The organism is Streptomyces sp. NPDC050759 (assembly GCF_044456945.1).
Classification (GTDB): Bacteria; Actinomycetota; Actinomycetes; order Streptomycetales; family Streptomycetaceae; genus Streptomyces.
The window spans coordinates 959,482-983,827 of sequence record NZ_JBITGI010000001.1 but is presented as its reverse complement, the minus strand read 5'-3'; the positions used below and the strand labels follow the sequence as shown (position 1 = coordinate 983,827).

The window sequence follows — 24,346 nt, the reverse complement described above, 5'->3', positions numbered from 1 at the left end:
GCCACCTGGGTCGGGCAGTGCACTGACCACAAGACTTTCGCCAGGCCGTACCCAACAAGGGCGTACGGAACCGGCGAGACAGGACACAGAGAGCTCCCGTGCGGCGCCCGCGCCCCGGACGGCGGCACCGCGCATCGCGCGAGCCGCGGACGTCACCGGCATCCCTGCCGGACCAGGTGCGGCGCCCGGGAGCCTGACGGGAGAAATGCCCGCATGCTCGAACCGACCGAACCCCTCGAGGGTTCCGAACAGAACACTCCCAGCGACACCCTGCCGCCGCGTCGTCGGCGCCGTGCCGCGTCCAGGCCGGCGGGACCGCCGGTCGCCGCCGCCCCGGGCGGCGAGGAGGTCGTCGCTCCGGCCATACCGGCCGCGGAGGCGGAGGACCTCGTCACGGACGAGGAGGAGAAGCTCGACGAGACCGTCGAGACCACTGCGACCACCGAGAGCACCGAGGCCGCTGCGCCCGCCGGGCGTCCGCGTCGGCGTGCGACGCGCCGGGCGTCCGCGCCTGCCGGGGCGCCCGCGGCGGCCGAGGCCGCCGAGACCGTGGTGCCGGTGGCCGCCGAGGCGCCCGCCGAGTCCGCGGTCGCGGAGAGCGCGCCTGCCGTCGAGGCGGAGGACGCTGCCCCGCCCGCCGGGCGTACACGTCGGCGTGCGACGCGCCGGGTGTCCACCCCCGCTGACGCGCCCGTGGCCGCCGAGGCCGAGGCTCCGGTGACCGCCGAGACCCCTGCCGAGGCCGAGACCGCCGATGAGGCGCCCGCTGCCGAGACCACCGCGCCCGCCGGGCGTACGCGTCGCCGGGCCTCCCGGCGTGCAGCCGCGCCCGCCGGTGCTCCGGAGGCCGCGGAGATCGTCGAGTCGCCTGCCGCAGCGGAGGTCGCCGAGGTCGTCGAGACCGTCGAGCCGGTGACCGCGGAAGCGCCCGCCGAGACCGCCGATGCCGAGGACGCCGCCCCGCGTCGGTCCCGACGCCGTGCCACGCGCCGTGTCTCCGCGCCTGCCGGTGCCCCCGAGGACGAGGCCGCCGAGGCCACGCCGTCCGAGCCGGTCGCCGAGGCCCCTGCCGTGGAGGAGCCCGCCACCGAGGCCCCCGCGCCTGTCGCCGAGACCCCCGCCGAGGACGCCGCCCCGCGCCGTGCCCGTCGTCGGTCCGTTCGCCAGGCCGCCACCGGGTTCTCCGAGCCCGCGCGACGCGCTCGCGTTGCCCAGGACGTGGCCGAGGACGAGACCGAGGACGAGTCGGTGCGTCGCCCTGCGCGCCCCGCGGTCGCCGTGTTCCAGGCGCCCGTCTTCACCGAGCCGCAGTTCCAGACGCCGCAGCGGGCCGCCGCCGAGGCCGCCGCGGAGGCGGAGACCGAGCAGAGCGAAGAGCCGGTCGAGTCCGCCGAGCCGGTCGAGGAGATCGCCGACGAGCAGAGCGCGCCGCGGCGCCGCCGCCGTCGTCGGGGTGCCGGTGACGAGCCCGAGGTGCGGGAGACCGCCGCCGAGACCGTCGTGGAGGAAGAGGAGACGGACGAGGCCGCCGACGAGGACTCCGCGGACGCGGATGACGCCGAGGAGACCGGGTCGCGGCGCCGCCGTCGTCGCGGTGGCCGTCGCAGGCGCCGGGGCGAGTCCGCCGAGGCGTCCGGTGACGAGGACTCGGAGGACTCCGACGAGCCCGCCGCCGGGCAGTCCCAGGACGACGACGGTGCCGAGCAGGACGACGAGGACGACGAGGACGCCCGTTCCGACGAGTCCGGCGGCTCCAGTTCCAGCCGTCGCCGCCGTCGCCGCCGGCGTCGGGCCGGGGACTCCTCCGCGGACATTGAGCCCGACGACGGCGACCCCGAGCGGACCGTCGTCAAGGTGCGCGAGCCCCGTCCCGCGCGGGAGAGGGTTTCGGAGCCGTCCGACGAGGTGCAGTCCATCAAGGGCTCGACCCGTCTGGAGGCCAAGAAGCAGCGCCGCCGCGAGGGCCGTGAGCAGGGCCGCCGTCGGGTCCCGATCATCACCGAGGCCGAGTTCCTGGCCCGCCGTGAGGCCGTCGAGCGGGTGATGGTCGTCCGGCAGAGCGGTGAGCGCACGCAGATCGGCGTGCTCGAGGACGGGGTGCTCGTCGAGCACTACGTCAACAAGGAGCAGGCCACCTCGTACGTCGGCAACGTCTACCTGGGCAAGGTCCAGAACGTGCTGCCGTCGATGGAGGCCGCCTTCATCGATATCGGCAAGGGCCGCAACGCGGTGCTCTACGCCGGTGAGGTCAACTTCGAGGCGCTCGGCATGGCCAACGGGCCGCGCCGCATCGAGAGCGCGCTGAAGTCCGGTCAGTCGGTGCTGGTCCAGGTGACCAAGGACCCGATCGGCCACAAGGGGGCGCGGCTCACCAGCCAGGTCTCCCTGCCCGGGCGCTACCTCGTGTACGTCCCCGAGGGCTCCATGACCGGCATCAGCCGCAAGCTGCCCGACACCGAGCGCGCGCGCCTGAAGACCATCCTCAAGAAGATCGTCCCCGAGGACGCGGGCGTCATCGTGCGCACCGCCGCCGAGGGCGCGAGCGAGGACGAGCTGCGCCGCGATGTCGAGCGGCTGCAGGCGCAGTGGGAGGACATCCAGAAGAAGGCCAAGAGCGGCAACGCCCCGACGCTGCTCTACGGCGAGCCGGACATGACCGTCCGGGTTGTCCGCGACATCTTCAACGAGGACTTCTCCAAGGTCGTCGTCAGCGGTGACGAGGGATGGGAGACCATCCACGGATACGTCTCGCACGTCGCGCCCGACCTGACCGACCGGCTGTCGAAGTGGACCTCCGAGGTCGACGTCTTCGCCACGTACCGGATCGACGAGCAGCTCGCCAAGGCACTGGACCGCAAGGTCTGGCTGCCCAGCGGCGGTTCGCTGGTGATCGACCGGACCGAGGCGATGGTCGTCGTCGACGTCAACACCGGCAAGTTCACCGGCCAGGGCGGCAACCTCGAGGAGACGGTCACCAGGAACAACCTGGAGGCGGCCGAGGAGATCGTGCGCCAGCTCAGGCTGCGCGACCTCGGCGGCATCATCGTCATCGACTTCATCGACATGGTCCTGGAGCAGAACCGGGACCTCGTGCTGCGGCGCCTGCTCGAGTGCCTGGGCCGGGACCGGACCAAGCACCAGGTCGCCGAGGTCACCTCGCTGGGCCTGGTCCAGATGACCCGCAAGCGGGTGGGCCAGGGTCTGCTGGAGTCCTTCTCCGAGACCTGCGTCCACTGCAACGGCCGCGGTGTCATCGTGCACATGGAGACACCGACCTCCGCGGGTGGCGGCGGCAAGCGCAAGAAGCGCGGGCGCGGTGGTGACGGGCAGGAGCACGTCCACGAGGCCGCGGCTGCGGTAGAGGCTCCCGAGGCGCCCGAAGAGGTCGAGACCGAGGCCGAGCTCGCCGCCGAGGTGGCTGAGCCGATCGCGCTCACCCCGGCTGAGTTCGCGCCCGACGAGGAGCTGTACAGCAGCGTCGCCGAGGCGGAGGCCGCGGCCACCCGTGGGCGTGGCCGGCGTAGGGCGAGCCGTCGGGCGTCGGCTCCGGCCGGTGCCCCGAGGGGTGGCGGGTCGAGGAGGTCGGGCGGTGCCGAGGCGCCGGCCGACCAGGAGAGCCCGGTCTCCGAGGACGTCGAGGTGCCGACCGCTCAGGCCGTGCCGGCCGAGGTGGAGGCCGAGCGTCCCGTGCAGCCGGAGACGGCCGCCGAGGCGCAGGCCGAGCCGGTCGCCGCTGAGGACCCCGTCGTGGAGGCCGTGTCCGCGAGCGAGCCCGCCGCCGACGAGGCCGCTCCCAAGGGCCGTACGCGCCGCCGGGCCACCCGGAGGGCATCGGCCCCGGCCGGTTCCCCGACGGGTGCCGAGGCCGCCGTGGTGACGGTCGCCGAGACCGCGCCGGTGGCCGAGCCGCAGCCCGAGACGGCCCTGGCCGCGCCGGCCGAGCCCGAGGCGGTCGCCGAGAGCGCAGCCCCGGCCCGTCCGCGCCGTCGTGCCGTCCGCAAGGCCACCGCGCCCACCGCGTCCGAGGAGGCGGCCGTCGTGGTCGTGCCCTCGGCGGAGGCCCCGGCCGAGGCGGAGGCGCCCGCAGAGGAGGCGGCTCCGGCGAAGAAGACGGCCCGTAAGACGGCCAAGAAGGCCACGGCGAAGAAGGCCGCGACCAAGAAGGCCACCACCGCCAAGAAGACGGCCGCGAAGAAGACCGCGGCCAAGAAGACGACCGCGAAGAAGGCGGCGTCGAAGAAGACGGTGGCGGCCGAGCAGCAGTCGCCGCGGTCCGTCTCGACCCAGGCCGACGAGGCCTGACGGACGGTCACCGCATAGTTTCGGCCGTCTGAAGATCGAAATCCGCTCTTGGTTCGCCAGGGGCGGATTTCGTGATTCTGTGGGTATTGCGTCCGACGGAAAGTTGTCAACCGGTGATCGATCGTGTGAATGGCTGGTGAATCTCCGGCCTGTCCTCAGGGTTATGATGTGAGCCGAGATTGACGCTTAATTTAGACAAATAGGGATTTTCGTGAAGGCTCTCGTGCTCTCCGGGGGAGCGGGCACCCGCCTCCGCCCGATCACCCACACGTCCGCCAAGCAGTTGGTGCCGGTAGCCAACAAGCCGGTGCTGTTCTACGGCCTCGAGGCGATCGCCGAGGCCGGGATCAGCGAGGTCGGCATCGTCGTCGGCGACACCGCGGACGAGATCCGTGAGGCGGTCGGTGACGGCTCCCGGTTCGGGATCAAGGTCACCTACATCCCGCAGGAAGCGCCGCTGGGCCTCGCCCACGCCGTCCTCATCGCGCAGGAGTTCCTCGGTGACGAGGACTTCGTCATGTACCTCGGCGACAACTTCATCGTCGGCGGCATCACCGGTCTGGTGGACGAGTTCCGCGCCGAGCGGCCCGAGGCGCAGATCCTGCTGACCCGGGTCCCCAACCCCACCTCCTTCGGTGTCGCCGAACTCGACGGCGACGGCCGGGTGGTGGGCCTGGAGGAGAAGCCGAAGCAGCCCAAGAGTGACCTGGCGCTCGTCGGCGTCTACCTCTTCACCCCGGCCATACACGAGGCCGTCCGCTCCATCGAGCCCTCCTGGCGCGGCGAGCTGGAGATCACCCACGCCATCCAGTGGCTGATCGACCAGAAGCGCGACGTGCGTTCCACGACCATCTCCGGGTACTGGAAGGACACCGGCAACGTCACCGACATGCTGGAGGTCAACCGGTCGGTCCTGGAGACCGTCGAGCCGGTGAACGAGGGCACGGTCGACGAGAGCAGCGAGATCATCGGCCGGGTCCGGATCGAGGCCGGTGCCAGCGTCAATGGCAGCCGGATCGTCGGTCCTGCCATCATCGGTGCCGGCACGGTGGTCAACGACGCCTACATCGGCCCGTTCACGTCCGTCTCCGAGGACTGCCGGATCGAGGACAGCGAAATCGAGTACTCCATCGTGCTGCGCGGCTCGTCCGTGACCGGCGTGCGCCGCGTGGAGGCCTCGCTCATCGGACGTGACGTCGAGGTCACGCCCGCGCCCCGTAACCCCAAGGCACACCGGCTCGTGCTCGGTGATCACAGCAAGGTGCAGATCTCTTCATGACCACTCGGATTCTGGTGACCGGCGGTGCCGGCTTCATCGGCTCGCACTACGTCCGTACCGTGCTCGGCCCCGAGGGCCCCGGTGACATCGCCGTCACCGTCCTCGACAAGCTGACCTACGCGGGCAACCCGGCCAACCTCGACGAGGTGCGCGAGCACCCCGGATTCGCCTTCGTGCAGGGCGACATCTGCGATCCCGAGCTGGTCGGCAAGCTGATGGCCGAGCACGACCAGGTCGTCCACTTCGCCGCCGAGTCGCACGTCGACCGTTCCATCGACGGCGGCGCGGAGTTCGTGCGCACCAACGTGGTCGGCACCCACACCCTCATCGACGCGGCCCACCGCGCGGGCATCAAGACCTTCGTGCACATCTCCACCGACGAGGTCTACGGCTCGATCGACGAGGGCTCCTGGCCCGAGACGCACCCGCTGGAGCCCAACTCGCCGTATTCCTCGGCGAAGGCGTCCAGCGACCTGATCGCGCTGTCGTACCACCGCACCCACGGCCTGGACGTGCGGGTGACCCGCTGCTCCAACAACTACGGGCACCACCACTTCCCCGAGAAGGTCATCCCGCTCTTCGTGACCAACCTTCTCGACGGCAAGAAGGTCCCGCTCTACGGCGACGGCGGCAACGTCCGCGACTGGCTGCACATCGACGACCACGTCCAGGGCATCGAGCTCGTGCGCACCAAGGGCCGCGCCGGCGAGGTCTACAACATCGGCGGCGGCACCGAGCTCTCCAACCGGGAGCTCACCGAGCTGCTGCTGAAGGCGTGCGGCGCCGACTGGGAGACCAGCGTCGAGTACGTCGAGGACCGCAAGGGCCACGACCGCCGTTACTCCGTCGACTGCACGAAGATCCGCGAGGAGCTCGGCTACGAGCCCCGCAAGAGCTTCGAGCAGGGCCTCGCCGAGACCGTCCAGTGGTACCGCGACAACCGCGCCTGGTGGGAGCCGCTGAAGGAGCGGGCCGCGCTGTGACCGACAACCGCACCTGGCTGGTCACGGGCGCGGGCGGCATGCTGGGCCAGGACGTCCTGGCCCGGCTGTCCCAGTCGGGGGAGCGGTTCGTCGCCCTCGACCGCAAAGCGCTGGACCTCACCGACGCCGGCGCCGTGAGCGCGGCACTCGAAGAGCACCGGCCCGCCGTGGTCGTCAACTGCGCCGCCTGGACCGCAGTCGACGACGCCGAGACCCGTGAGGACGAGGCGCTCGCGATCAACGGCGACGGCCCGGCCAACCTGGCCGCCGCCTGCGCCCGCACCGGCGCCGTCCTGCTGCACGTCTCCACGGACTACGTCTTCGCCGGGGACGCCCAGGAGCCGTACACCGAGGACGCCCCCACCGCGCCCCGCAGCGCCTACGGCCGCACCAAGCTGGCCGGGGAGCAGGCCGTGCTGAAGGGACTTCCGGAGCGCGGGTACGTCGTGCGCACCGCCTGGCTCTACGGCACCGGCGGCCCCAATTTCGTCCGCACGATGATCAAGCTGGAGGGTGTCAAGGACACCCTCGACGTCGTCGACGACCAGCGCGGCCAGCCCACCTGGAGCGCCGATCTGGCGGGCCTGCTGGTCGAGTTGGGCCTCGGCGCCCTGGCCGGTACCGCCCCGGCCGGCGTCTACCACGGCACCAACTCCGGCGAGACCACCTGGCACGGCTTCACCCAGGAGATCTTCCGGCTGCTCGGCACCGACCCGGACCGGGTCCGTCCCACGACCAGCGCCGCGTTCGTACGCCCCGCCCCCCGTCCCGCCTACAGCGTCCTCGGTCACGACCGGTTCGCCGAGGCCGGCATCGAGCCGCTGCGCGACTGGCGCACGGCTCTCACCGAGGCCTTCCCGGAGATCCACCGGGTCCATCTGAAGGAGAACACGGCGTGACGGTCAAGGTCAGCGTCGTCATCGCGGTCTACAACCCCGGCAAATACGTCGAGGACTGCATCACGGGCCTGCTCCGGCAGAGCCTGACCCCGGACGAGTTCGAGGTCTTCTTCGTCAACGACGGCTCCACCGACGAGACCCCGGCCCGGCTGGACCAGCTCGCCGCCGAGCACCCGCACTTCCACGTCATCCACCAGGAGTCCTCCGGCTGGTCGGGCCGCCCCCGCAACACCGGCATCGAGGCCGCCCAGGGCGAGTACGTCATGTTCGTCGACCACGACGACTGGCTCGGCGACGAGGCCCTGGAGCGGATGTACGACTACGGCAAGGCCAACGAGGCCGACGTCGTCGTGGGCAAGATGGCGGGCATCGGACGGCCGGTCCCGCAGGAGCTGTTCCGGGTCAACCGGCCGCGTGCCAGCGTGTCCAACGCGCCGCTGATCGACAGCCTCACCCCGCACAAGATGTTCCGGCGGGAGTTCCTCAACGAGCACGGGATCCGCTTCAAGGAGGGTCGCCGCCGGCTCGAGGACCACGTCTTCGTCGTCGAGACCTATCTGCGCGCGAAGAACGTCTCCGTCCTCGGCGACTACCTGTGCTATTACCACATCACCCGTGACGACGGCTCCAACGCCGGCTTCCAGCGCTTCGACCCGGTCGGCTACTTCGGCAACCTGCGCGAGGCCCTCGACGTCGTCGAGTCGCTGACCGAGCCCGGCGCGCTGCGCGACAAGCTGTTCAGCCGCTGGCTGCGCAACGAGATGGTCGAGCGGCTGCGCGGCAAGCGGCTGCTCAAGCTCCCCGAGGACTACGCCGAGGAGCTGTACACCGAGATCCACAAGGTGGTCACCGAGCGCTTCGGACCGGGTGTCGTCGCCCGTCTCGGCCTCACCCAGAAGGTCGTCGCCGGGCTGATCTTCGCCGACCGCTACCAGGACATCCGCACGCTCGCCGAGTGGGAGGCCGGGATCAAGCCCACCGGCGAGCTCACCTCGCTGGAGTGGCAGGACGGCACCCTGCGCGTCGGCTTCGACTCCGAGCTGCACTTCGGCGACGAGCCGATGACCTTCCGCCGCGAGGGCGAGCGCCGGCTGCTCGGTCTCCCGCTGTCCGACGAGGCCCTCAAGGCGCTCGACGACCAGGGCATCGCGCTGGACGCCCCGCTGGCCAAGAGCGACGTGGACCTGGTGGTCCGGCACCGCGAGGACGCCCGGCAGTTCTACCTCCCCGTCAAGAGCGAGCTGCACGAGGTCGCCGCCGGGGACGGTGCCTTCCGTCAGCGGATCTCCGCCCGCGCCGAGCTCGACCCCGAGACCGCGGCCTCCGGGGCCCCGCTCGACAAGGGCATCTGGGATCTGCACCTCAGGATCAAGTCCTGCGGCTGGAGCAAGGAGACCCGGCTCGGCGCGGTGCGCGGCGCGGACGCCGAGGCCGGTCGCCTGGCCGCCCTCACCGGCGAGCCCACCAGGCTCGTCCTGCCGTACTGGACCGACGGTCCCGGCAACCTCTCGCTCGACGTCGACCAGCACACCGGCAAGCTGGAGGGCGAGGCGGTCGCCGTCATGCCGCCCGCCCAGGCCACGGTGGAGGGTTCCGTCGTACGGCTGCCCCTGCCGCTGCACGTCGACGCGACCGGCGGTGACCCGGTCCAGCTCCGCTTCGAGCGCAAGAACGTCGGCAAGTACCCGGCCGACGCCACCCTGGACGGCCGTACCGTCACCGCCGAGCTGCCGCTGGAGAAGCTCACCGGCATGCGCTGGGCGGTCCGGATCGGCGTGCCCTCCGCGGCCCGCGGTGAGCGCAAGTGGACCCGGCTCCCGGTCGATGTCGTGGTGGACGCCTCCGGTGCCGCCAAGGTGATCGACCGGCACACCCCGTCGGCCACGAAGAAGGCCGCTCCGAGCGCCCCCAAGAAGAAGGCGGCCGCGCCGCGCCCGCTGTGGCGCCGGGCCGCCGGGCGTATCAAGCGCGCCCTGACCAACCAGAAGAAGGGCTGAGACTTCCGCGATGCGACCCCTTTCGATCTCCGGTGCCTGGGTGTTCGAGCCGAAGGTCTTCCCCGACGGCCGGGGCAGCTTCCACGAGTGGTTCAAGGCCCCCGTCTTCGCGGAGGCCGCCGGCCACCCGCTCGGCCTGGCCCAGGCCAACATGTCCGTCTCCAGCCGGGGCACCCTGCGCGGCATCCACTTCGCCGACGTGCCGCCCGGGCAGGCCAAGTACGTCAAGTGCGTGCGCGGCGCGGTCCTCGACGTGATCGTGGACATCCGGACCGGCTCGCCGACCTTCGGCCAGTGGGAGATCGTCCGCCTGGACGACCAGGACCACCACGCCGTCTACCTCTCCGAGGGACTCGGCCACGGGTTCATGGCGCTCACCGACGACGCCACCGTGGTCTACCTCTGCTCGGAGGGCTACGCGCCCGAGCGGGAGCACGGCGTCCACCCGCTCGACCCGGAGATCGGCATCGAGTGGCCCGAGGGGGTCGCCCCGCTGCTCTCTCCCAAGGACGAGCAGGCCCCCACCCTGGCCGAGGCCCGCGAGCAGGGGCTGCTGCCCTCCTACGAGGAGTGCGTGGCCTACCGGGAGAGCCTCGGATCCTGACGCGCGGGTTTGAGCGCGACGGGGCCCGGTTTGACCCGTTCGGCCGTGGCCCCGTAACCTGGAGCGTCGGCGTGTCCACTGGTGACACGCCACATCCCCGTAAACCTCTTCCTCTCGGGTCGTTGTTCTGGCCGGGAGAGGCCGCTCGCTCTGCCGGGCGGCTGGACTGCGGGGGTGCCGTTCCCGAGCGAGAGAGTGAGATCCGCGTGTACGCCATCGTGCGCAGCGGTGGTCGCCAGCACAAGGTTGCTGTCGGCGACATCGTTGAGGTTGACAAGATTTCCACTGCCAAGGTTGGCGACACGGTCGAGCTCTCGACCCTGCTCGTTGTCGACGGCGAGGCTGTCACCAGCGACCCGTGGGTGCTGGCCGGCATCAAGGTCCAGGCCGAGGTCGTGGACCACCACAAGGGCGTCAAGATCGACATCCTTCGCTACAAGAACAAGACCGGCTACCGCCGTCGTCAGGGCCACCGCCAGCAGTACACGGCGATCAAGGTCACTGAGATCCCCGCGGCTGCGAAGTAAGGGACTGAGGAGAGATGGCACACAAGAAGGGCGCATCGTCCACCCGTAACGGTCGTGACTCCAACGCTCAGCGCCTCGGCGTGAAGCGTTACGGCGGTCAGGTCGTCAACGCGGGCGAGATCCTGGTCCGCCAGCGCGGCACCCACTTCCACCCCGGCGCGGGCGTCGGCCGTGGCGGCGACGACACGCTGTTCGCCCTCCAGGCCGGTTCGGTGCAGTTCGGCACCAGCCGTGGCCGCAAGGTCGTGAACATCGTTCCGGTCGCCTGATCGGAAACTTTCGCGAGGCGGACCTCACTTCCCTCCCCGGGAAGCGGGTCCGCCTTTCGCGTGTTGATGAAAGAACACCCCGTACGTAACTGGAGGCACACCCCATGACCACCTTCGTGGACCGCGTCGAACTGCATGTCGCCGCGGGTAACGGAGGTCACGGCTGTGCCTCCGTCCACCGTGAGAAGTTCAAGCCGCTCGGCGGCCCGGACGGCGGGAACGGCGGTCGTGGCGGTGACGTGATCCTCACCGTCGACCAGTCCGTGACCACGCTGCTCGACTACCACCACTCCCCGCACCGCAAGGCCACCAACGGCAAGCCCGGCGAGGGCGGCAACCGCTCCGGCAAGGACGGCCAGGACCTGGTCCTGCCGGTACCGGACGGCACCGTCGTCCTCGACCGGCAGGGCAACGTCCTCGCCGACATGGTCGGACACGGCACCTCCTACGTCGCCGCCCAGGGCGGCCGCGGCGGCCTCGGCAACGCGGCGCTGGCCTCGGCCCGCCGCAAGGCCCCCGGGTTCGCGCTGCTCGGCGTGCCGGGAGATCTGCAGGACATCGTCCTGGAGCTCAAGACCGTCGCCGACGTGGCGCTGGTCGGCTACCCGAGCGCGGGCAAGTCCTCGCTGATCTCGGTGCTGAGCGCGGCCAAGCCGAAGATCGCCGACTACCCCTTCACCACGCTGGTCCCGAACCTGGGCGTGGTGACCGCCGGCTCGACCGTCTACACCATCGCCGACGTGCCGGGCCTGATCCCGGGCGCCAGCCAGGGCAAGGGCCTGGGCCTGGAGTTCCTGCGGCACGTGGAGCGCTGCAGTGTCCTCGTGCACGTCCTGGACACCGCCACGCTGGAGTCCGAGCGCGACCCGGTCTCCGATCTCGACATCATCGAGGCGGAGCTCCGGGAGTACGGCGGCCTCGACAACCGTCCCCGCATCGTCGTCCTGAACAAGATCGACGTACCGGACGGCAAGGACCTCGCCGAGATGGTGCGGCCGGATCTGGAGGCGCGCGGCTACCGCGTCTTCGAGGTGTCCGCGGTCGCGCACACGGGGCTGAAGGAGCTGTCCTTCGGGCTCGCCGAGCTGGTCGGCAAGGCGCGGGCCGCCAAGCCCAAGGAGGAGGCGACCCGGATCGTCATCCGGCCCAAGGCCGTGGACGACGCGGGCTTCACCGTGGTCCGCGAGGAGGACGGGCTGTACCGGGTGCGCGGCGAGAAGCCGGAGCGCTGGGTGCGGCAGACCGACTTCAGCAACGACGAGGCCGTCGGCTACCTCGCCGACCGCCTCAACCGCCTCGGTGTGGAAGACCAGTTGATGAAGGCGGGCGCCCGCTCCGGCGACGGCGTCGCCATCGGCCCCGAGGACAACGCGGTCGTCTTCGACTGGGAGCCGACCGTCATGGCCGGCGCCGAGATGCTCGGCCGGCGCGGCGAGGACCACCGCTTCGAGGAACCCCGTCCTGCCGCCCAGCGCCGCCGCGACAAGCAGGCCGAACGGGACGAGGCGACCCAGGAGTTCGACGACTTCGAGCCGTTCTGAGTGAACGCCGGGCGACGTCCCGGCATACCGAAGGACAACCAACCGCCCTTCCTGTGAGTCGTACGGGGCAATCCGTACGACCGTCACAGGAGGGACGCGGCATGCGCGTACAACGAAGAGGGTGGCGCACGGGGCTCGCCGTCGCCCTGGCGCTCGGCGGGGTCGTCGCCCTGCCCACCGCCGCGGGTGCCGCGGGCGCCGCCCCTCACCAGGCGCGGGACGACTTCAATGGGGACGGCTACGCGGACCTCGCGGTGGCCGCGTCCGACGGGACCGTCGCGGGGAAGGCGAAGGCCGGGTTCGTCGGCGTGCTGTACGGCTCGGCGAGCGGCCTGAAGACCTCCACGAAGCAGGTGTTCAGCCAGAACAGCGCGGGGATACCGGGCACCGCCGAGGCGGGTGACCGGTTCGGCAGCGCGCTCACCACCGCCGACCTGGACCGGGACGGATACACCGACCTGGTCGTGGGCGTGGGCGGGGAGAACGGCGGTGCCGGCCTGGTGCAGGTCGTGTGGGGCGGCGCCCGCGGTCTGGCGGGGGGAGCCACCCTCGCCGCCGGGTCGGGATACGACCAGCTCGGTGCCGAGGGCCGGCTCGCGGCGGCGGACATCGACGGGGACGGCGCGAGCGACCTGCTGACCGTGGTCGCTCAGCACAACCTGTCGGCGATCGGCGGGCCCTTCACCCGCAATGGCTCGGCCACCGGGAAGCGCCAGGTGGTCAAGGACAGGTACGACAGCCGCGTCCTCGACCTGGCCGTCGGCGACCTCAACGGCGACGGCGTCACCGACGTGGTCGCCGCCGAGAACGACGGCGACGAGTTCGACTCCCGGCGGGTCGTGTACTGGTGGGGCACCAAGGACGGCCTCACGCCCTACACCCTCGTCTACGACATCGACGGCGCCGGACTCCAGGGCGGCGAGAACCTCGCGGTCGGGGACGTGAACCGGGACGGCTACGACGACATCGTCGTGGGCCGGGCCGTCGACGGCTACGACAGCGACCTGGACACCTACCGCGCCAAGGGCGGCCGTATCACCTGGATACCCGGCACCTCAGGGGCTCCTGACGGTGTGGCGGCGCAGTTCGTCAACCAGGACAGCCCCGGCGTGCCCGGCACCGCCGAGAAGGGCGACCGCTTCGGGACCGACGTCCAGCTCGCCGACGTCGACGGCGACGGGTACCTCGACGTGGTCACCGGCGTGCCCGGCGAGGACCTGGGACCCGCCACCGCACCGAACTCCGTCAAGGACGCGGGGTCCGTCGTCGTGCTCAGCGGCCGGGCCGACGGGCTGACCGGCGCCGGCTCCCACCAGGTGGTCACGCAGAACAGCACGGGCGTGCCGGGTACCGCGGAGAAGGGCGACGCCTTCGGCGGGGCCGTCCATGCGGGTGACGCGAACGGCGACGGACTGTCAGACGTCGCGGTCGGCGCGCCCGGCGAGAACGCGGGCGCCGGGTCCGTGTGGTCCTTCCGCTCCCGGGGGGAGTACGTCGTGTCGCCCGGCGGTGTGCCGCTTCCGGCCACCATCCTGGCGCCGAACGGAACGTTCACCTTCGGCCATACCCTCCTCGGTACGACCGCCGCGAAGGCCCGTCTGGGCTCGGGCTTCGCCAACTAAACCCAAAAGATCGTCAGCCGGTAGTGTCCTGAAGGCCGTTGCGCCGGGATCACGTTCATCATGTGATACCCGAGTCGCAACGGCTCTTCTGTTGTCTACCTATTTGTCATGCACGCGAACACTCTGGTTCAACGCGCGGATCCCCCCGAAGCGTGAGCTTCAAGGGTGTCCAAGAGGTCAGCGACGCAAGGGAGTTCGCTATGTACGGAGCAGCATCACCCGGCCGACGCCGCTTTCTTACCGCAGGCGCCGCCGTGCTCGGCGCCGCCGCCTCCGCCCAGCTGTGGCTGCCGGGCACCGCGCGAGCGGCGGAGACCCCGCTGCCCGACGGGGTGTTCAGCCTCGGGGTGTCCTCCGGTGACCCGTTGCCGGACGGCATCGTGCTGTGGACCCGGCTCGCCCCGGACCCGCTGAACGGCGGAGGCATGCCCGACAGGGTGGTGCCGGTGGACTGGGAGCTCGCCGAGGACCAGCGTTTCAGAAAGGTCGTCCGCCGCGGCACCGCCCAGGCCCTGCCCGCGTTCGGACACAGCGTCCACGTCGATGTACGGGGCCTGCGCGCGGGCCGCACGTACTGGTACCGCTTCCGCGCCGACGGCCAGCTCTCGCGCACCGGCCGCACCCGCACCGCCCGCGCCTGGCACACCTCCCTGGGCACCCTGCGCGTCGCGCTCGCCTCCTGCCAGAACTGGCAGCACGGCTACTTCACGCCGTACGCCGACATGCTGGACCAGGACCCCGACGTCGTGCTGTTCGTCGGCGACTACATCTACGAGTCGGCGCCGTCGTCGGCCGGTCCGCGCCGGCACGAGGGCGCGGGAGAGCCGTACACGCTCGTCCAGTACCGCAACCGGTACGCCCAGTACCGCACCGACCCGGACCTCGCCGAGATCCACGCGAACGCGCCCTGGGTGGTCACCTTCGACGACCACGAGGTCGACAACGACTGGGCCGGCGAGATCCCGCAGGACCCCGACAAGCAGCCGCACGACGCGTTCGTGGCCCGGATGACCGCGGCCTTCCAGGCGTACTACGAGCACATGCCGGTCCGCGCGAGCGCCGTCCCCGACGGCCCGCACATCCAGATGTACCGGCGTCTGGACTTCGGCCGGCTGGTCCGGCTGAACGTGCTCGACACCCGGCAGTTCCGCAGCGACCAGGTCACCGGTCAGGCGGCCGCCCAGGATCCCTCGCTCACCATGCTCGGCGCCGAGCAGAAGCAGTGGCTCCTGGACGGGCTGCACGGCTCACCGGCCCGCTGGAACCTCATCGCCTCGCAGATCATGATGGCCGAGACCGACATCCTGCTCGGCGAGGGCAAACTCTGGTACTACGACGCCTGGGACGGCTACCAGGTCGAACGCAACGCGCTCCTGGAGGAGTTCAGCAGCGTGCGCAACCCGGTCGTGCTCTCGGGCGACCGCCACCTCACGATGATCAGCGACCTGAAGGAGGACTACGCCGACCCGTCCTCCCGGGTGGTCGGCGCCGAGTTCGTCGGGACGTCCATCTCCAGCAACGGCGACCAGGACCAGGCCGCCTTCCACGCCCAGTGGGACCCGCTGAGGGCCGACAACCCGCACTGGAAATTCATCGACGCCCACCGCGGCTACCACCTCTTCGACATCGACCGGCACGGCATCGACGCCCAGGTCCGGGTCGTGGACACGGTGCTCAAGCCGCAGGCGACGCCCAGCACCCTGGCGCAGCTCCGGGTGGACGCGGGCAAGCCCGGAGTCCGTCTGGTGTGAGGACGTCGCCCGAGAGGGGCGTGGTCCGAGAGGGGCGTGGTCCTCATCACCGTCCCACGCTCCTCTCAGGTAACCCTCAGGCACTTCTCTTACCGTCCTCTGACTATGGAGACGGACTGTACGAGTGACGACCTTCCGGTGAACGGCGTGACCGCTCCGCTGCCCGGCGGCACGCGCCTGCTGCACATCGGCCCCCACAAGACCGGCACGACCGCCATCCAGGGCGCGCTGTTCGCGGCCAAGGACCTGCTGCCCGAGCACGGCGTCGTGTTCCCGGCGCACAGCAGACACCCGATGGAAGCCGCCCTGGCCGCGTGCGCGAGGCCCGCGATGATCGGCGACACCACGCCCACCGAGAAGCACTGGACGCGGCTGCTGGAACAGGTCGCGGCCACCGGCGGGAGGACCTCGGTGATCAGCAGCGAGTTCTTCGCCGACGCCGAGGACGACGACACGGTCGCGCGGATTGCGGAGCAGCTCGGCGGGGAGCGCGCCCATGTACTGGTCACCCTGCGTCCGCTGGTGAAGATCATGCCCTCGCAGTGGCAGCAGTACGTGCAGAACGGTCTGCGCATGGGCTACGACGACTGGCTCACGCACATGCTGAGGAAGGCGCCGTACGAGCAGCCCAACCCCAGCTTCTGGCGCCGCCACCGGCACGACCGGCTCGTCGAGCGCTGGGCCCGGGCGGTCGGTACGGAGCGGATCACCGTCGTCGTGGTCGACGACCGCGACCGCGGTGGTCTCATGCGCACTTTCGAACGACTCCTCGGGCTGCCCGAGAATCTCCTCCAGCCCGTTCCGGATGCGGCGAATCGCTCTCTTACTCTCGCCGAGACCGAAATGCTGCGGAATCTTAACAAGGAATTCCGCGGCAATGGACTGCCGGACGAGTTGTATTCCAAACTCGTCCGCAACGGCGCGGTCATGCATATGAAGAACGCGTGCAGTCCATCGCCCGATGACGTGAAGATCCTCACTCCCGAGTGGGCCGTGGCGGCCGCCGCCGAGATCGGCGCCGAGATGGCAGGGCGTATCGGGGACCTGGGGGTGCGGGTCGTCGGTGACCCCGGGCTCCTGTCCGCCGTATCGAAGGCGTCCGCCCTGGATGGGATCCCCGCCCCGCGGATCGCGCCCGAGGTGGCGGCCCGGGCGCTGTACGGGGCGCTCGCCGCGGCCGCCGAGTCGCCGGTGCGGCACACCTCGCCGGCCAAGGCGCGCACGGTGCACCAGACGTCGTCGAGGGAACTGATGCGGGTACTCGGACACCGGTGCCTGAAGAAGCTGCGCTGCCGCTGAACTCCCGCACGGCCGTCGTCACGGGCAGTACAAGATGAATGACAGGTAGCGCGTACATATGCAGTGAACGGCGGTCACCTTGCACAGCGGTAACCGCAAGTGGGACCATTTCCCCGTTCCCTGTCGCCCCGAGGTAGGTCTTCTGTGTCCCAGCACATCGCCAAGCCCCGTACCACCGCAGTGATCCTGGCCGGTGGTACCGGTCAGCGCGTGGGTCTCTCGATCCCCAAGCAGCTGCTGAAGATCGCCGGCAAGGCAGTCATCGAGCACACTCTGACCACCTTCGAGAAGGCCGACTCCATCGACGACATCATCGTGCTGATGGCGCCGGGCTATGTTCCGGACATAGAGAAGATCGTCGCCAAGGCCGGGTTCACGAAGGTCAAGAAGATCATCGAGGGTGGCGCCACCCGGAACGAGACCACCGAGCGGGCCATCGCGGCCCTCGGTGAGGGCCTGGCCGAGGGCGAGGACCTCAATGTCCTGTTCCACGACGCCGTACGCCCGCTGCTCTCCCGCCGTGTGATCGACGACTGCGTGGTCGCCCTGGAGCGCTACCAGGCCGTCGACGTCGCCATCCCGTCCGCGGACACCATCATCGTGACGCGCAAGCACGGCCTGGACGGCGAGTTCATCACCGAGATCCCGGACCGCTCCCGGCTGCGCCGCGGCCAGACCCCGCAGGCCTTCAAGCTGTCCACCATCAAGCGCGCCTACGAGGTCGCCGCCGGGGACCCCAACTTCCAGGCCACGGACGACTGTTCGGTCGTGCTCAAGTACCTGCCGGACGTGCCGATCCACGTCGTCGCGGGTGACGAGTACAACATGAAGGTGACGCAGCCCGTCGACGTCTTCATCGCCGACAAGCTCTTCCAGCTCGCCTCGACCGCGGCTCCCGAGCAGGTGAGCGACGAGGCCTACCGAGAGCTGCTCACCGGCAAGACCGTCGTCGTCTTCGGCGGCTCCTACGGCATCGGCAAGGACATCGGCGAGCTCGCCGAGTCCTACGGCGCCAAGGTGTACGCGCTGGGCCGCTCCACCACCGGCACCCACGTGGAGAACCCGGAGGAGGTCGACGACGCGCTGTCCAAGGCCTACGCCGAGACCGGGCGCATCGACTACGTCGTCAACACCGCCGGCGTGCTGCGCATCGGCAAGCTGGCCGAGACCGACAACGCCACCATCGAGGAGGCGCTGAAGGTGAACTACCTGGCCCCGGTGCAGATCGCGCGCTCCTCGTACAAGTACCTGGCGGAGACCAAGGGGCAGCTGCTGCTGTACACCTCCAGCAGCTACACCCGCGGCCGCGCCGAGTACAGCCTGTACTCCTCGACCAAGGCGGCGATGGTCAACCTGACGCAGGCCCTGTCCGACGAATGGGCGGGTGACGGCGTCCGGGTGAACTGCATCAACCCCGAGCGCACCGCCACCCCCATGCGCACCAAGGCCTTCGGCCAGGAGCCCGCGGGCAGCCTGCTGTCCTCCGAGGCGGTGGCCCGCACCTCGCTCGACGTGCTGCTCTCCGAGCTGACCGGGCACGTCATCGACGTCCGCCAGCAGGACCCGACGGCCTCCGCGGGCCAGGCCTCCGGCTTCGACGCCGCGCTGGCCAGTGTCCTGGACCGTCAGGACGGCGTGGCATAATCAAGGCCAATTAGTTTTCGGTAAATTCAGGCCTCTGTGGCTGCCCGTTCCTGGTGCATTCACAGGGGCCTGAAGCCTTAAGCACCACCGTTAATTCGTAAACAACCGGCATCCCTCCCAGAGCAGGTTTTCAGTGATAAGCACCGCTATTCGCGTCGCCCGGGTGGGCAGCGCGGCCGAGCTGGCCGCGGCGGTCCTCATGCTGGCGGGCTTCCCCGCCATAATGGTGGCCGCGCTCATCCCGAGCGTCCCCGCCTTCGCGGCCGCGACCGCCGTCACGTACCTTGCGGACCACTATCTGCACCGCCAGGGCAGTTATCTGATCAACCGCCTCAGCAAGGTGCGCGCCGGACTGTCGATCCGCTTCCTGATCAGACAGCTCCTGCTGATCCTGCTGCTGGCCCGGCTCGACCTCTCCGACAACCTGATCTTCTACGGCGCCACCGCCTGCTTCATCGCGTTCTACGGCCTCCAGGCCCCGCACGGCGCGCTGGTCACCCTGATCCGCAACCGCCGCCGGCTGCCGGTCGCCACCCGCAACGTCGACCTGGCCTCCCGGGTCCGCATCCCCGACGCCCCGCGGTGGGGTCTGCTGAACCGCTCGGCCGAGAAGATGCTGCACCTCGACCTCGCGGCCGTGGTCGGCATACTCGTCGCCGCCGCGATGGACTGGGCGCTGCCGGGCTTCATCGGTATCGGCGTGACGATAGTCCTGGGCACCCTGTACGTCCTGGCGCTGATGCCGTACGTACGCGGCAAGAAGGTCCCGCCGAACGCCGACAAGATCCTCGCCAAGGTCGACGAATGGCTGCGCGACTACAAGCCGGAGACGGTGCTCTACTTCTCCGGCTCCAAGGACTCCGTCTACCAGGTCAACATGTGGCTGGAGACCATGGAGCAGCTGGACTCCAGGCCGCTGATCATCCTGCGTGAGCGCGTCATCCTGCAGAACCTCGCGCCCACCACGGTCCCCGTCATCTGCGTGCCCGGAGGGGTGCACCTGATGAACATGGACCTGTCCACGGTGCGGGTCGCGCTGTACGCGGCGAACGTCGGCAAGAACATCCACCTGCTGCGCGTCCCCACCATGAAGCACGTCTTCATCGGTCACGGGGACAGCGACAAGCTGGCGAGCGTCAACCCGTTCAGCAAGGCGTACGACGAGGTGTGGGTGGCCGGCCGGGCGGGCCGCGACCGCTACGCCATCGCCGACGTGGGTGTCCGCGACGAGGACATCGTCGAGGTGGGCCGCCCGCAGCTGGCGCCGATCCAGAAGGGGCAGGGGACGCCGGGCCCCCGCGGCGGGGCCGCTGATGGATACTGCCCGACCGTGCTCTACGCCCCCACCTGGGAAGGCTGGGACGGTGACCCGGGCAACACCTCGCTCATGCTGGCCGGCGAGAACATCGTGAAGAAGCTGCTGAAGGCCGACCCGCCGGTGCGTGTCCTCTACAAGCCGCACCCCTTCACCGGCACGGTCCTCGCCAAGGCGGGCGCCGCGCACCAGAAGGTCACCGCGCTGATCGAGAAGGCCGCCGCCGAGCGCGCCGCCGACCCCCGCTTCCAGGCCGACGCCGCCGCCCAGGCCGACGCCAAGGCCGAGCTCGCCCGTATCGAGGCCAGGCTCGCCGTCCTCGCCGGAAACGGCGGCGACAAGGGCGACGAGGCCGAGGCGAGCCGTGACGGCGTGGTCGACGTGGCCAAGTACGAGGAGATCGCCCGGCTGCGCGGCGAGTGGAACGACGCATACTGGCGTTCCTTCCCGGTGTGGGAGCACCGGGTGATCTCGGGTGCCGAGCCGCGGCTGTACGACTGCTTCAACGTCTCCGACGCGATGGTCTCCGACATCTCCAGCGTGGTCTCCGACTTCATCGCGAGCGGCAAGCCGTACGCGGTGACGGACTCCGCGGAGCTGGGCGTGGAGGAGTTCAAGCGGCAGAACACCGCGGTGCGGGCGGCCACGATCCTGTCCAACAAGGCCACCGAGCTGGGCGAGCTGCTCGACGCGGTCCGGGACCCGGCGGCCGACCCGCTGGCCGAGGACCGGGTGGAGCTCAAGCAGTATCTGCTCGGACCGGACGAGCCCACGTCCATCGAGCAGTTCAACACCGCGGTGGCGAACCTCGCGATCAAGGCCGAAGCACGCAATGTCGGCCAGGAGTCACGGGCGGCGGCCTCGGCGGCGGAGGCCACGACCAAGGCCTGACCTCCCCTTCGTAAAGAAAGGGCCCGGATTTCGGAGTGATCCCGAAATCCGGGCCCTTCCTGCGTATGTCCCGGTGCCGGATGCAACCCGTTCCCCCGGCCGGCCGTCTAGGGGATTGCCCCTGAGCGGAACCGGGGGAAACAGACCGTGACTGGGGGAGACGTGACCGTTGTGCAGCCTGATGTGACCGTGGTCGTCGGGGCGTACGAGGCGATGCCGTATCTGGTCGACTGTCTGGCCTCCGTCGAGGCACAGACCATCGGCCACGCGCGCATCGAGGTCATCGTGGTCGACGACGGCTCGGCGGACGGCACCGGCGAGTACCTGGAGGAGTTCGCCGAGCGGACCTCTCTCGACGTCACGGTGATCCGGCAGGACAACTCCGGCGGCCCCAGCGGCCCGCGCAACGTCGGTCTGGGCAAGGCGACCGGGCGTTACGTCTTCTTCCTCGACGCCGACGACCGGCTCGGCCCCGAGGCCCTGGAGCGGATGGTCGCGATGGCCGACCGCAACGGCACGGACGTCGTCCTCGGCAGGGTCGAGGGCGTCAACCGCAAGCCGCCCACGTCGATGTGGGGGCAGACCCTGGAGCGCACCGACGTCTTCTCGTCCAACATCAAGTTCACGCTGAGCGCGCAGAAGCTGTTCCGCCGGGCGTTCCTCGAGCGGCACAGCATGCGTTTCGACGAGTCCCTGTGGACCGGCGAGGACGCGCTGTTCACCATGGAGGCTTATTTGCGTGCCGACGGCGTCTCCGTGATCGCCGACCACACCTGCTACTACCTGGTGGGCCGCGAGGACGGCAAGCACGTCACCAGGACCGGCAGCCACACTCTGCGCTTCGACTCCGCGCGCGCCCTGATGAACCTGATCGCCGACATGGTCCCGGCGGGCGCGAGACGCGACGCGCTGATGGTCCGCCCCTTCCTCGTCACCCTGCTCCCGCAGTTCGGCCCGAAGTTCCTGAAGGACGACGGGGCGATACGCCGGGAGAAGCTGGAGTTGGCGAAGCCGCTGGTGGACGCGTACTGGACCGGTGAGGTGGCCCACCGCCTCCGGGTCCACGAACGTCTGCGGCTCCAGCTGGTGGCCATGGGCCGCCCGGATCTCCTGGTGGAGGTCCTGGAGTTCCAGAAGGCGAAGAAGACCCCGAACATTGTGTTGGAGAAGGGCGGCCGCCGGGTGTACTTCGCCTACCCGTTCTTCCGTGACCCGTCGACGGGCCTGCCCGACGCGCTCTATCTGGCCGAGCCGCGCGAGGCCCGCGAGGTGCCGGGCTACCGAGAGATAGGCGTCGACCAGTTGCTGCGCCGGGCCGTACGCAAAGCGCGCAGGGTCCTCACCCCGGCAGGGTGAGCGTCCCGGAGACGGACACGGTCTCCTCGTCCCGCCGCTGCCCGGGAACCCGCCGCTTCCGGGCCACCGCGCACAACGCCTGAACGGCCATGTCGAACCGTTCCTGCGAAGAAGGCTCGTCGGCCCCCAGCAACCGCCGCTTCAACTCGGCCCGCGCCCCGGCGAGTTCGTCCCGCTCAGGCTGTCGTACGGCATCCAGCAGCCCCCGCACCCCCACCGCGTCCGGCGTCAACACGGTCGCCGCCCCCGCCGTGGGAAACGCGGCACGAAACGCGGCCTCGCTCAGCCCGCTGGTGTTCGCGACAGCGTACGGTTTCCCGCTCGCCAGGAAGTCGCTGACCACGCTCGACACATCGCTGATCAGCAGGTCGGCCCGGTTGAAGCAGGCGTACAGCGCGGGCCGGGCGTCGGTCACGACCTGGTGCTCCCACTCCGGCAGCGAGGCCCAGTACGCCCGCTCCCAGGCGGCCGTCGCCCGGGCCACCGCCTCCGCCCGTCCCGGCTCCGGCGTGGACTGCAGCAGCATCCGCTCGACCGAGTCCGTGGCGGACCGGAACGACGCGATGGTGAGCCGGTCCAACTCGCTTGTCCTGCGGGAGAGTTCGCCGTCATCGGCAGGGCGTTCTCCCGTCCGCTCCCGGTTCGCCGCCCGCACCAGCTCACGGAGCCTCAGGTCCGCCGCGCCGGCCCGCGCGTCCACCGATCCGGTCAGCGGATGCGGCTTGTACAGCAGCCGTACCCCGGGATCGGCCAGCAGCGCCCGCACGATGTTCTTGCCCGCCTCGATCACCGACGTGTTGCCGGGATTGCCGTCCCAGCCCTCCCAGGTGGGCGCGTACAGCACCGTCGTGTACGTCCCGGTCGGCGGCCCCTCGTAGGGCCGTACGGCGTCCAGCTGCGGGCGGCCGATCTCCACCACGTCCTTGTCCTCGACGCCCACCTCGGCCGCCGCGTACCGCTCGCGGGCCGCGGGACCGGCCACCCACACCTCGTCGTAGGCCTTGGCGTATGGGTTGCAGGAGGACAGCTTGTCGCTCTCGCCGTGGTTGACGAAGGTGTGCTTGATCGTGGGGATGCGCAGCACCTGGGAGGTCTTGCCGGAGTTCGACGGATGGATGAGGACCTGGAGCGTGGACCGCTCCAGGCGCAGCAGCGTGGACACCTTCGGCAGGCAGACGATCGGGACGTCGGTCGCGGCGATCTTCTGCACCATGAACCGCTCGCGCAGGATGATGACCGGTCTCCCGTCGAGCTTCGCGAGCGGCTCCAGCCACATGTTGGCCTGGTAGGCGGAGGAGGCCCCGCCGGAGAAGTACAGGCCGACGGTCGGCCGGTACGCGGCCAGCCACGCGTCGAACCAGTCCAGCACCTCCTGCTCGCCCGCCGGACGCCGGCTCGGCAGCAGGCGTACGAGAAGGTCGTACAGGCCCATGAGGGCGAGCCCGAGGGACATCGCGATGCCGAAGGCCGCGCACCGGGGCTCGCCGGTGGCCGCCGTGACCAGCAGGCCCGCCGTGGCGGGCAGGCCGTGGACCAGGAGGCGGGGCCCGGGGCGGCGCAGCAGGGCGGGCGGGGCCGGGCTCAGGCGGAGCGCGGAGGCGTCGATGTTCCGGGTGACCACCGGGAGGGTGCGGGTGCGCCGGACCAGGACGGAGGCCGCCTGGATCGCGCAGTGCAGCGCGTAGAACGCGAGCAGACCGGCCACCAGGACGGTGTACGCCGTCTCCTCGTCCTCCGGGGTCAGCCGCAGCAGGCCGAGGACCAGCAGCAGGTCGCGCAGGACGTGTCGCACGGTGATGTCCGCGTGGGACTTGGCGAACAGGGAGACCATGCCGCGCTGCCACCGGTGCAGGACGCCCTCGACGGCCAGGGAGGCGGCCGTCGCGGCGAGCAGCAGCGGGATGTGCGGACGGAGGGCGGCGACGGCCTGGGCGACGACGGCGGCTGCCAGGACGGCGGCGACGAGGACTCTCGTCGCGGTCTGCCGGCCCGGCAGCCGCAGCGCGGACCGGAGGCGGGGGAGGGGTTTGCGCACGGGGGTCACTCCAAGGTCGTCGCGAGACGGAC

16 protein-coding genes are annotated in these 24,346 nt (G+C 70.5%); 15 read left to right on the top strand and 1 reads right to left on the bottom strand.

Going from position 1 to position 24,346, the window contains the following annotated elements:
- Positions 1–213 precede the first annotated feature (213 nt).
- The 15 genes from ACIBJB_RS04335 to ACIBJB_RS04265 all read left to right on the top strand — a co-directional run bounded on the left by ACIBJB_RS04335 (position 214) and on the right by ACIBJB_RS04265 (position 22,279).
- Positions 214–4,302: an Rne/Rng family ribonuclease gene (locus ACIBJB_RS04335; RefSeq protein WP_398926320.1), complete on the top strand. Its 4,089-nt coding sequence runs from the start codon at positions 214–216 to the stop codon at positions 4,300–4,302.
- Between the two features lie 211 nt (positions 4,303–4,513).
- Positions 4,514–5,581, top strand: a complete 1,068-nt coding sequence (locus tag ACIBJB_RS04330) for a glucose-1-phosphate thymidylyltransferase (protein WP_398926318.1) — start codon at positions 4,514–4,516, stop codon at positions 5,579–5,581.
- Complete coding sequence (rfbB, locus tag ACIBJB_RS04325; protein ID WP_398926316.1) at positions 5,578–6,564, top strand: dTDP-glucose 4,6-dehydratase; 987 nt, start codon at positions 5,578–5,580, stop codon at positions 6,562–6,564. Before ACIBJB_RS04330 ends, rfbB begins: the two co-directional genes overlap by 4 nt.
- A complete protein-coding gene (gene rfbD, locus ACIBJB_RS04320) occupies positions 6,561–7,463 on the top strand; it encodes a dTDP-4-dehydrorhamnose reductase (protein WP_398926314.1) in 903 nt (300 codons plus the stop codon). Before rfbB ends, rfbD begins: the two co-directional genes overlap by 4 nt.
- Positions 7,460–9,460, top strand: coding sequence for a glycosyltransferase (locus ACIBJB_RS04315; protein ID WP_398926312.1), 2,001 nt, complete (start codon positions 7,460–7,462; stop codon positions 9,458–9,460). The genes rfbD and ACIBJB_RS04315 overlap by 4 nt, the downstream gene beginning before the upstream one ends.
- Before the next feature lie 10 nt (positions 9,461–9,470).
- The gene (gene rfbC / locus ACIBJB_RS04310) at positions 9,471–10,064 is read left to right on the top strand and encodes a dTDP-4-dehydrorhamnose 3,5-epimerase (protein WP_280866878.1); all 594 of its coding nucleotides are present in this window, start codon (positions 9,471–9,473) and stop codon (positions 10,062–10,064) included.
- A 206-nt stretch (positions 10,065–10,270) separates the two neighbouring features.
- On the top strand, positions 10,271–10,591 hold the full coding sequence (rplU, locus tag ACIBJB_RS04305; protein WP_030601628.1) for a 50S ribosomal protein L21: 321 nt from the start codon (positions 10,271–10,273) through the stop codon (positions 10,589–10,591).
- 14 nt (positions 10,592–10,605) lie between these two features.
- A complete protein-coding gene (rpmA, locus tag ACIBJB_RS04300; protein ID WP_266523379.1) occupies positions 10,606–10,860 on the top strand; it encodes a 50S ribosomal protein L27 in 255 nt (84 codons plus the stop codon).
- Positions 10,861–10,964: 104 nt separating this feature from the next.
- Positions 10,965–12,401 carry a GTPase ObgE gene (gene obgE / locus ACIBJB_RS04295; protein ID WP_398926308.1) on the top strand — a complete coding sequence of 479 codons (1,437 nt, stop codon included), beginning with the start codon at positions 10,965–10,967 and terminating at the stop codon, positions 12,399–12,401.
- 101 nt (positions 12,402–12,502) lie between these two features.
- Positions 12,503–14,023 carry an FG-GAP and VCBS repeat-containing protein gene (locus tag ACIBJB_RS04290; RefSeq protein ID WP_398926306.1) on the top strand — a complete coding sequence of 507 codons (1,521 nt, stop codon included), beginning with the start codon at positions 12,503–12,505 and terminating at the stop codon, positions 14,021–14,023.
- Between the two features lie 200 nt (positions 14,024–14,223).
- On the top strand, positions 14,224–15,774 hold the full coding sequence (locus ACIBJB_RS04285; protein WP_398926304.1) for an alkaline phosphatase D family protein: 1,551 nt from the start codon (positions 14,224–14,226) through the stop codon (positions 15,772–15,774).
- A 105-nt stretch (positions 15,775–15,879) separates the two neighbouring features.
- Entirely contained in the window at positions 15,880–17,073 is a 1,194-nt protein-coding gene (locus tag ACIBJB_RS04280; RefSeq protein ID WP_398926302.1) for a hypothetical protein, read from the top strand.
- Between the two features lie 144 nt (positions 17,074–17,217).
- Entirely contained in the window at positions 17,218–18,717 is a 1,500-nt protein-coding gene (locus tag ACIBJB_RS04275; RefSeq protein WP_398926300.1) for an SDR family NAD(P)-dependent oxidoreductase, read from the top strand.
- Between the two features lie 133 nt (positions 18,718–18,850).
- A complete protein-coding gene (locus ACIBJB_RS04270; RefSeq protein WP_398926298.1) occupies positions 18,851–20,923 on the top strand; it encodes a hypothetical protein in 2,073 nt (690 codons plus the stop codon).
- A 162-nt stretch (positions 20,924–21,085) separates the two neighbouring features.
- Positions 21,086–22,279 carry a glycosyltransferase family 2 protein gene (locus tag ACIBJB_RS04265; protein ID WP_398926296.1) on the top strand — a complete coding sequence of 398 codons (1,194 nt, stop codon included), beginning with the start codon at positions 21,086–21,088 and terminating at the stop codon, positions 22,277–22,279.
- On the opposite strand, the gene ACIBJB_RS04260 is transcribed toward ACIBJB_RS04265, so the two are convergent.
- On the bottom strand, positions 22,263–24,281 hold the full coding sequence (locus ACIBJB_RS04260; RefSeq protein ID WP_398926839.1) for a hypothetical protein: 2,019 nt from the start codon (positions 24,279–24,281) through the stop codon (positions 22,263–22,265). The genes ACIBJB_RS04265 and ACIBJB_RS04260 overlap by 17 nt on opposite strands.
- Between the last annotated feature and the right edge of the window lie 65 nt (positions 24,282–24,346).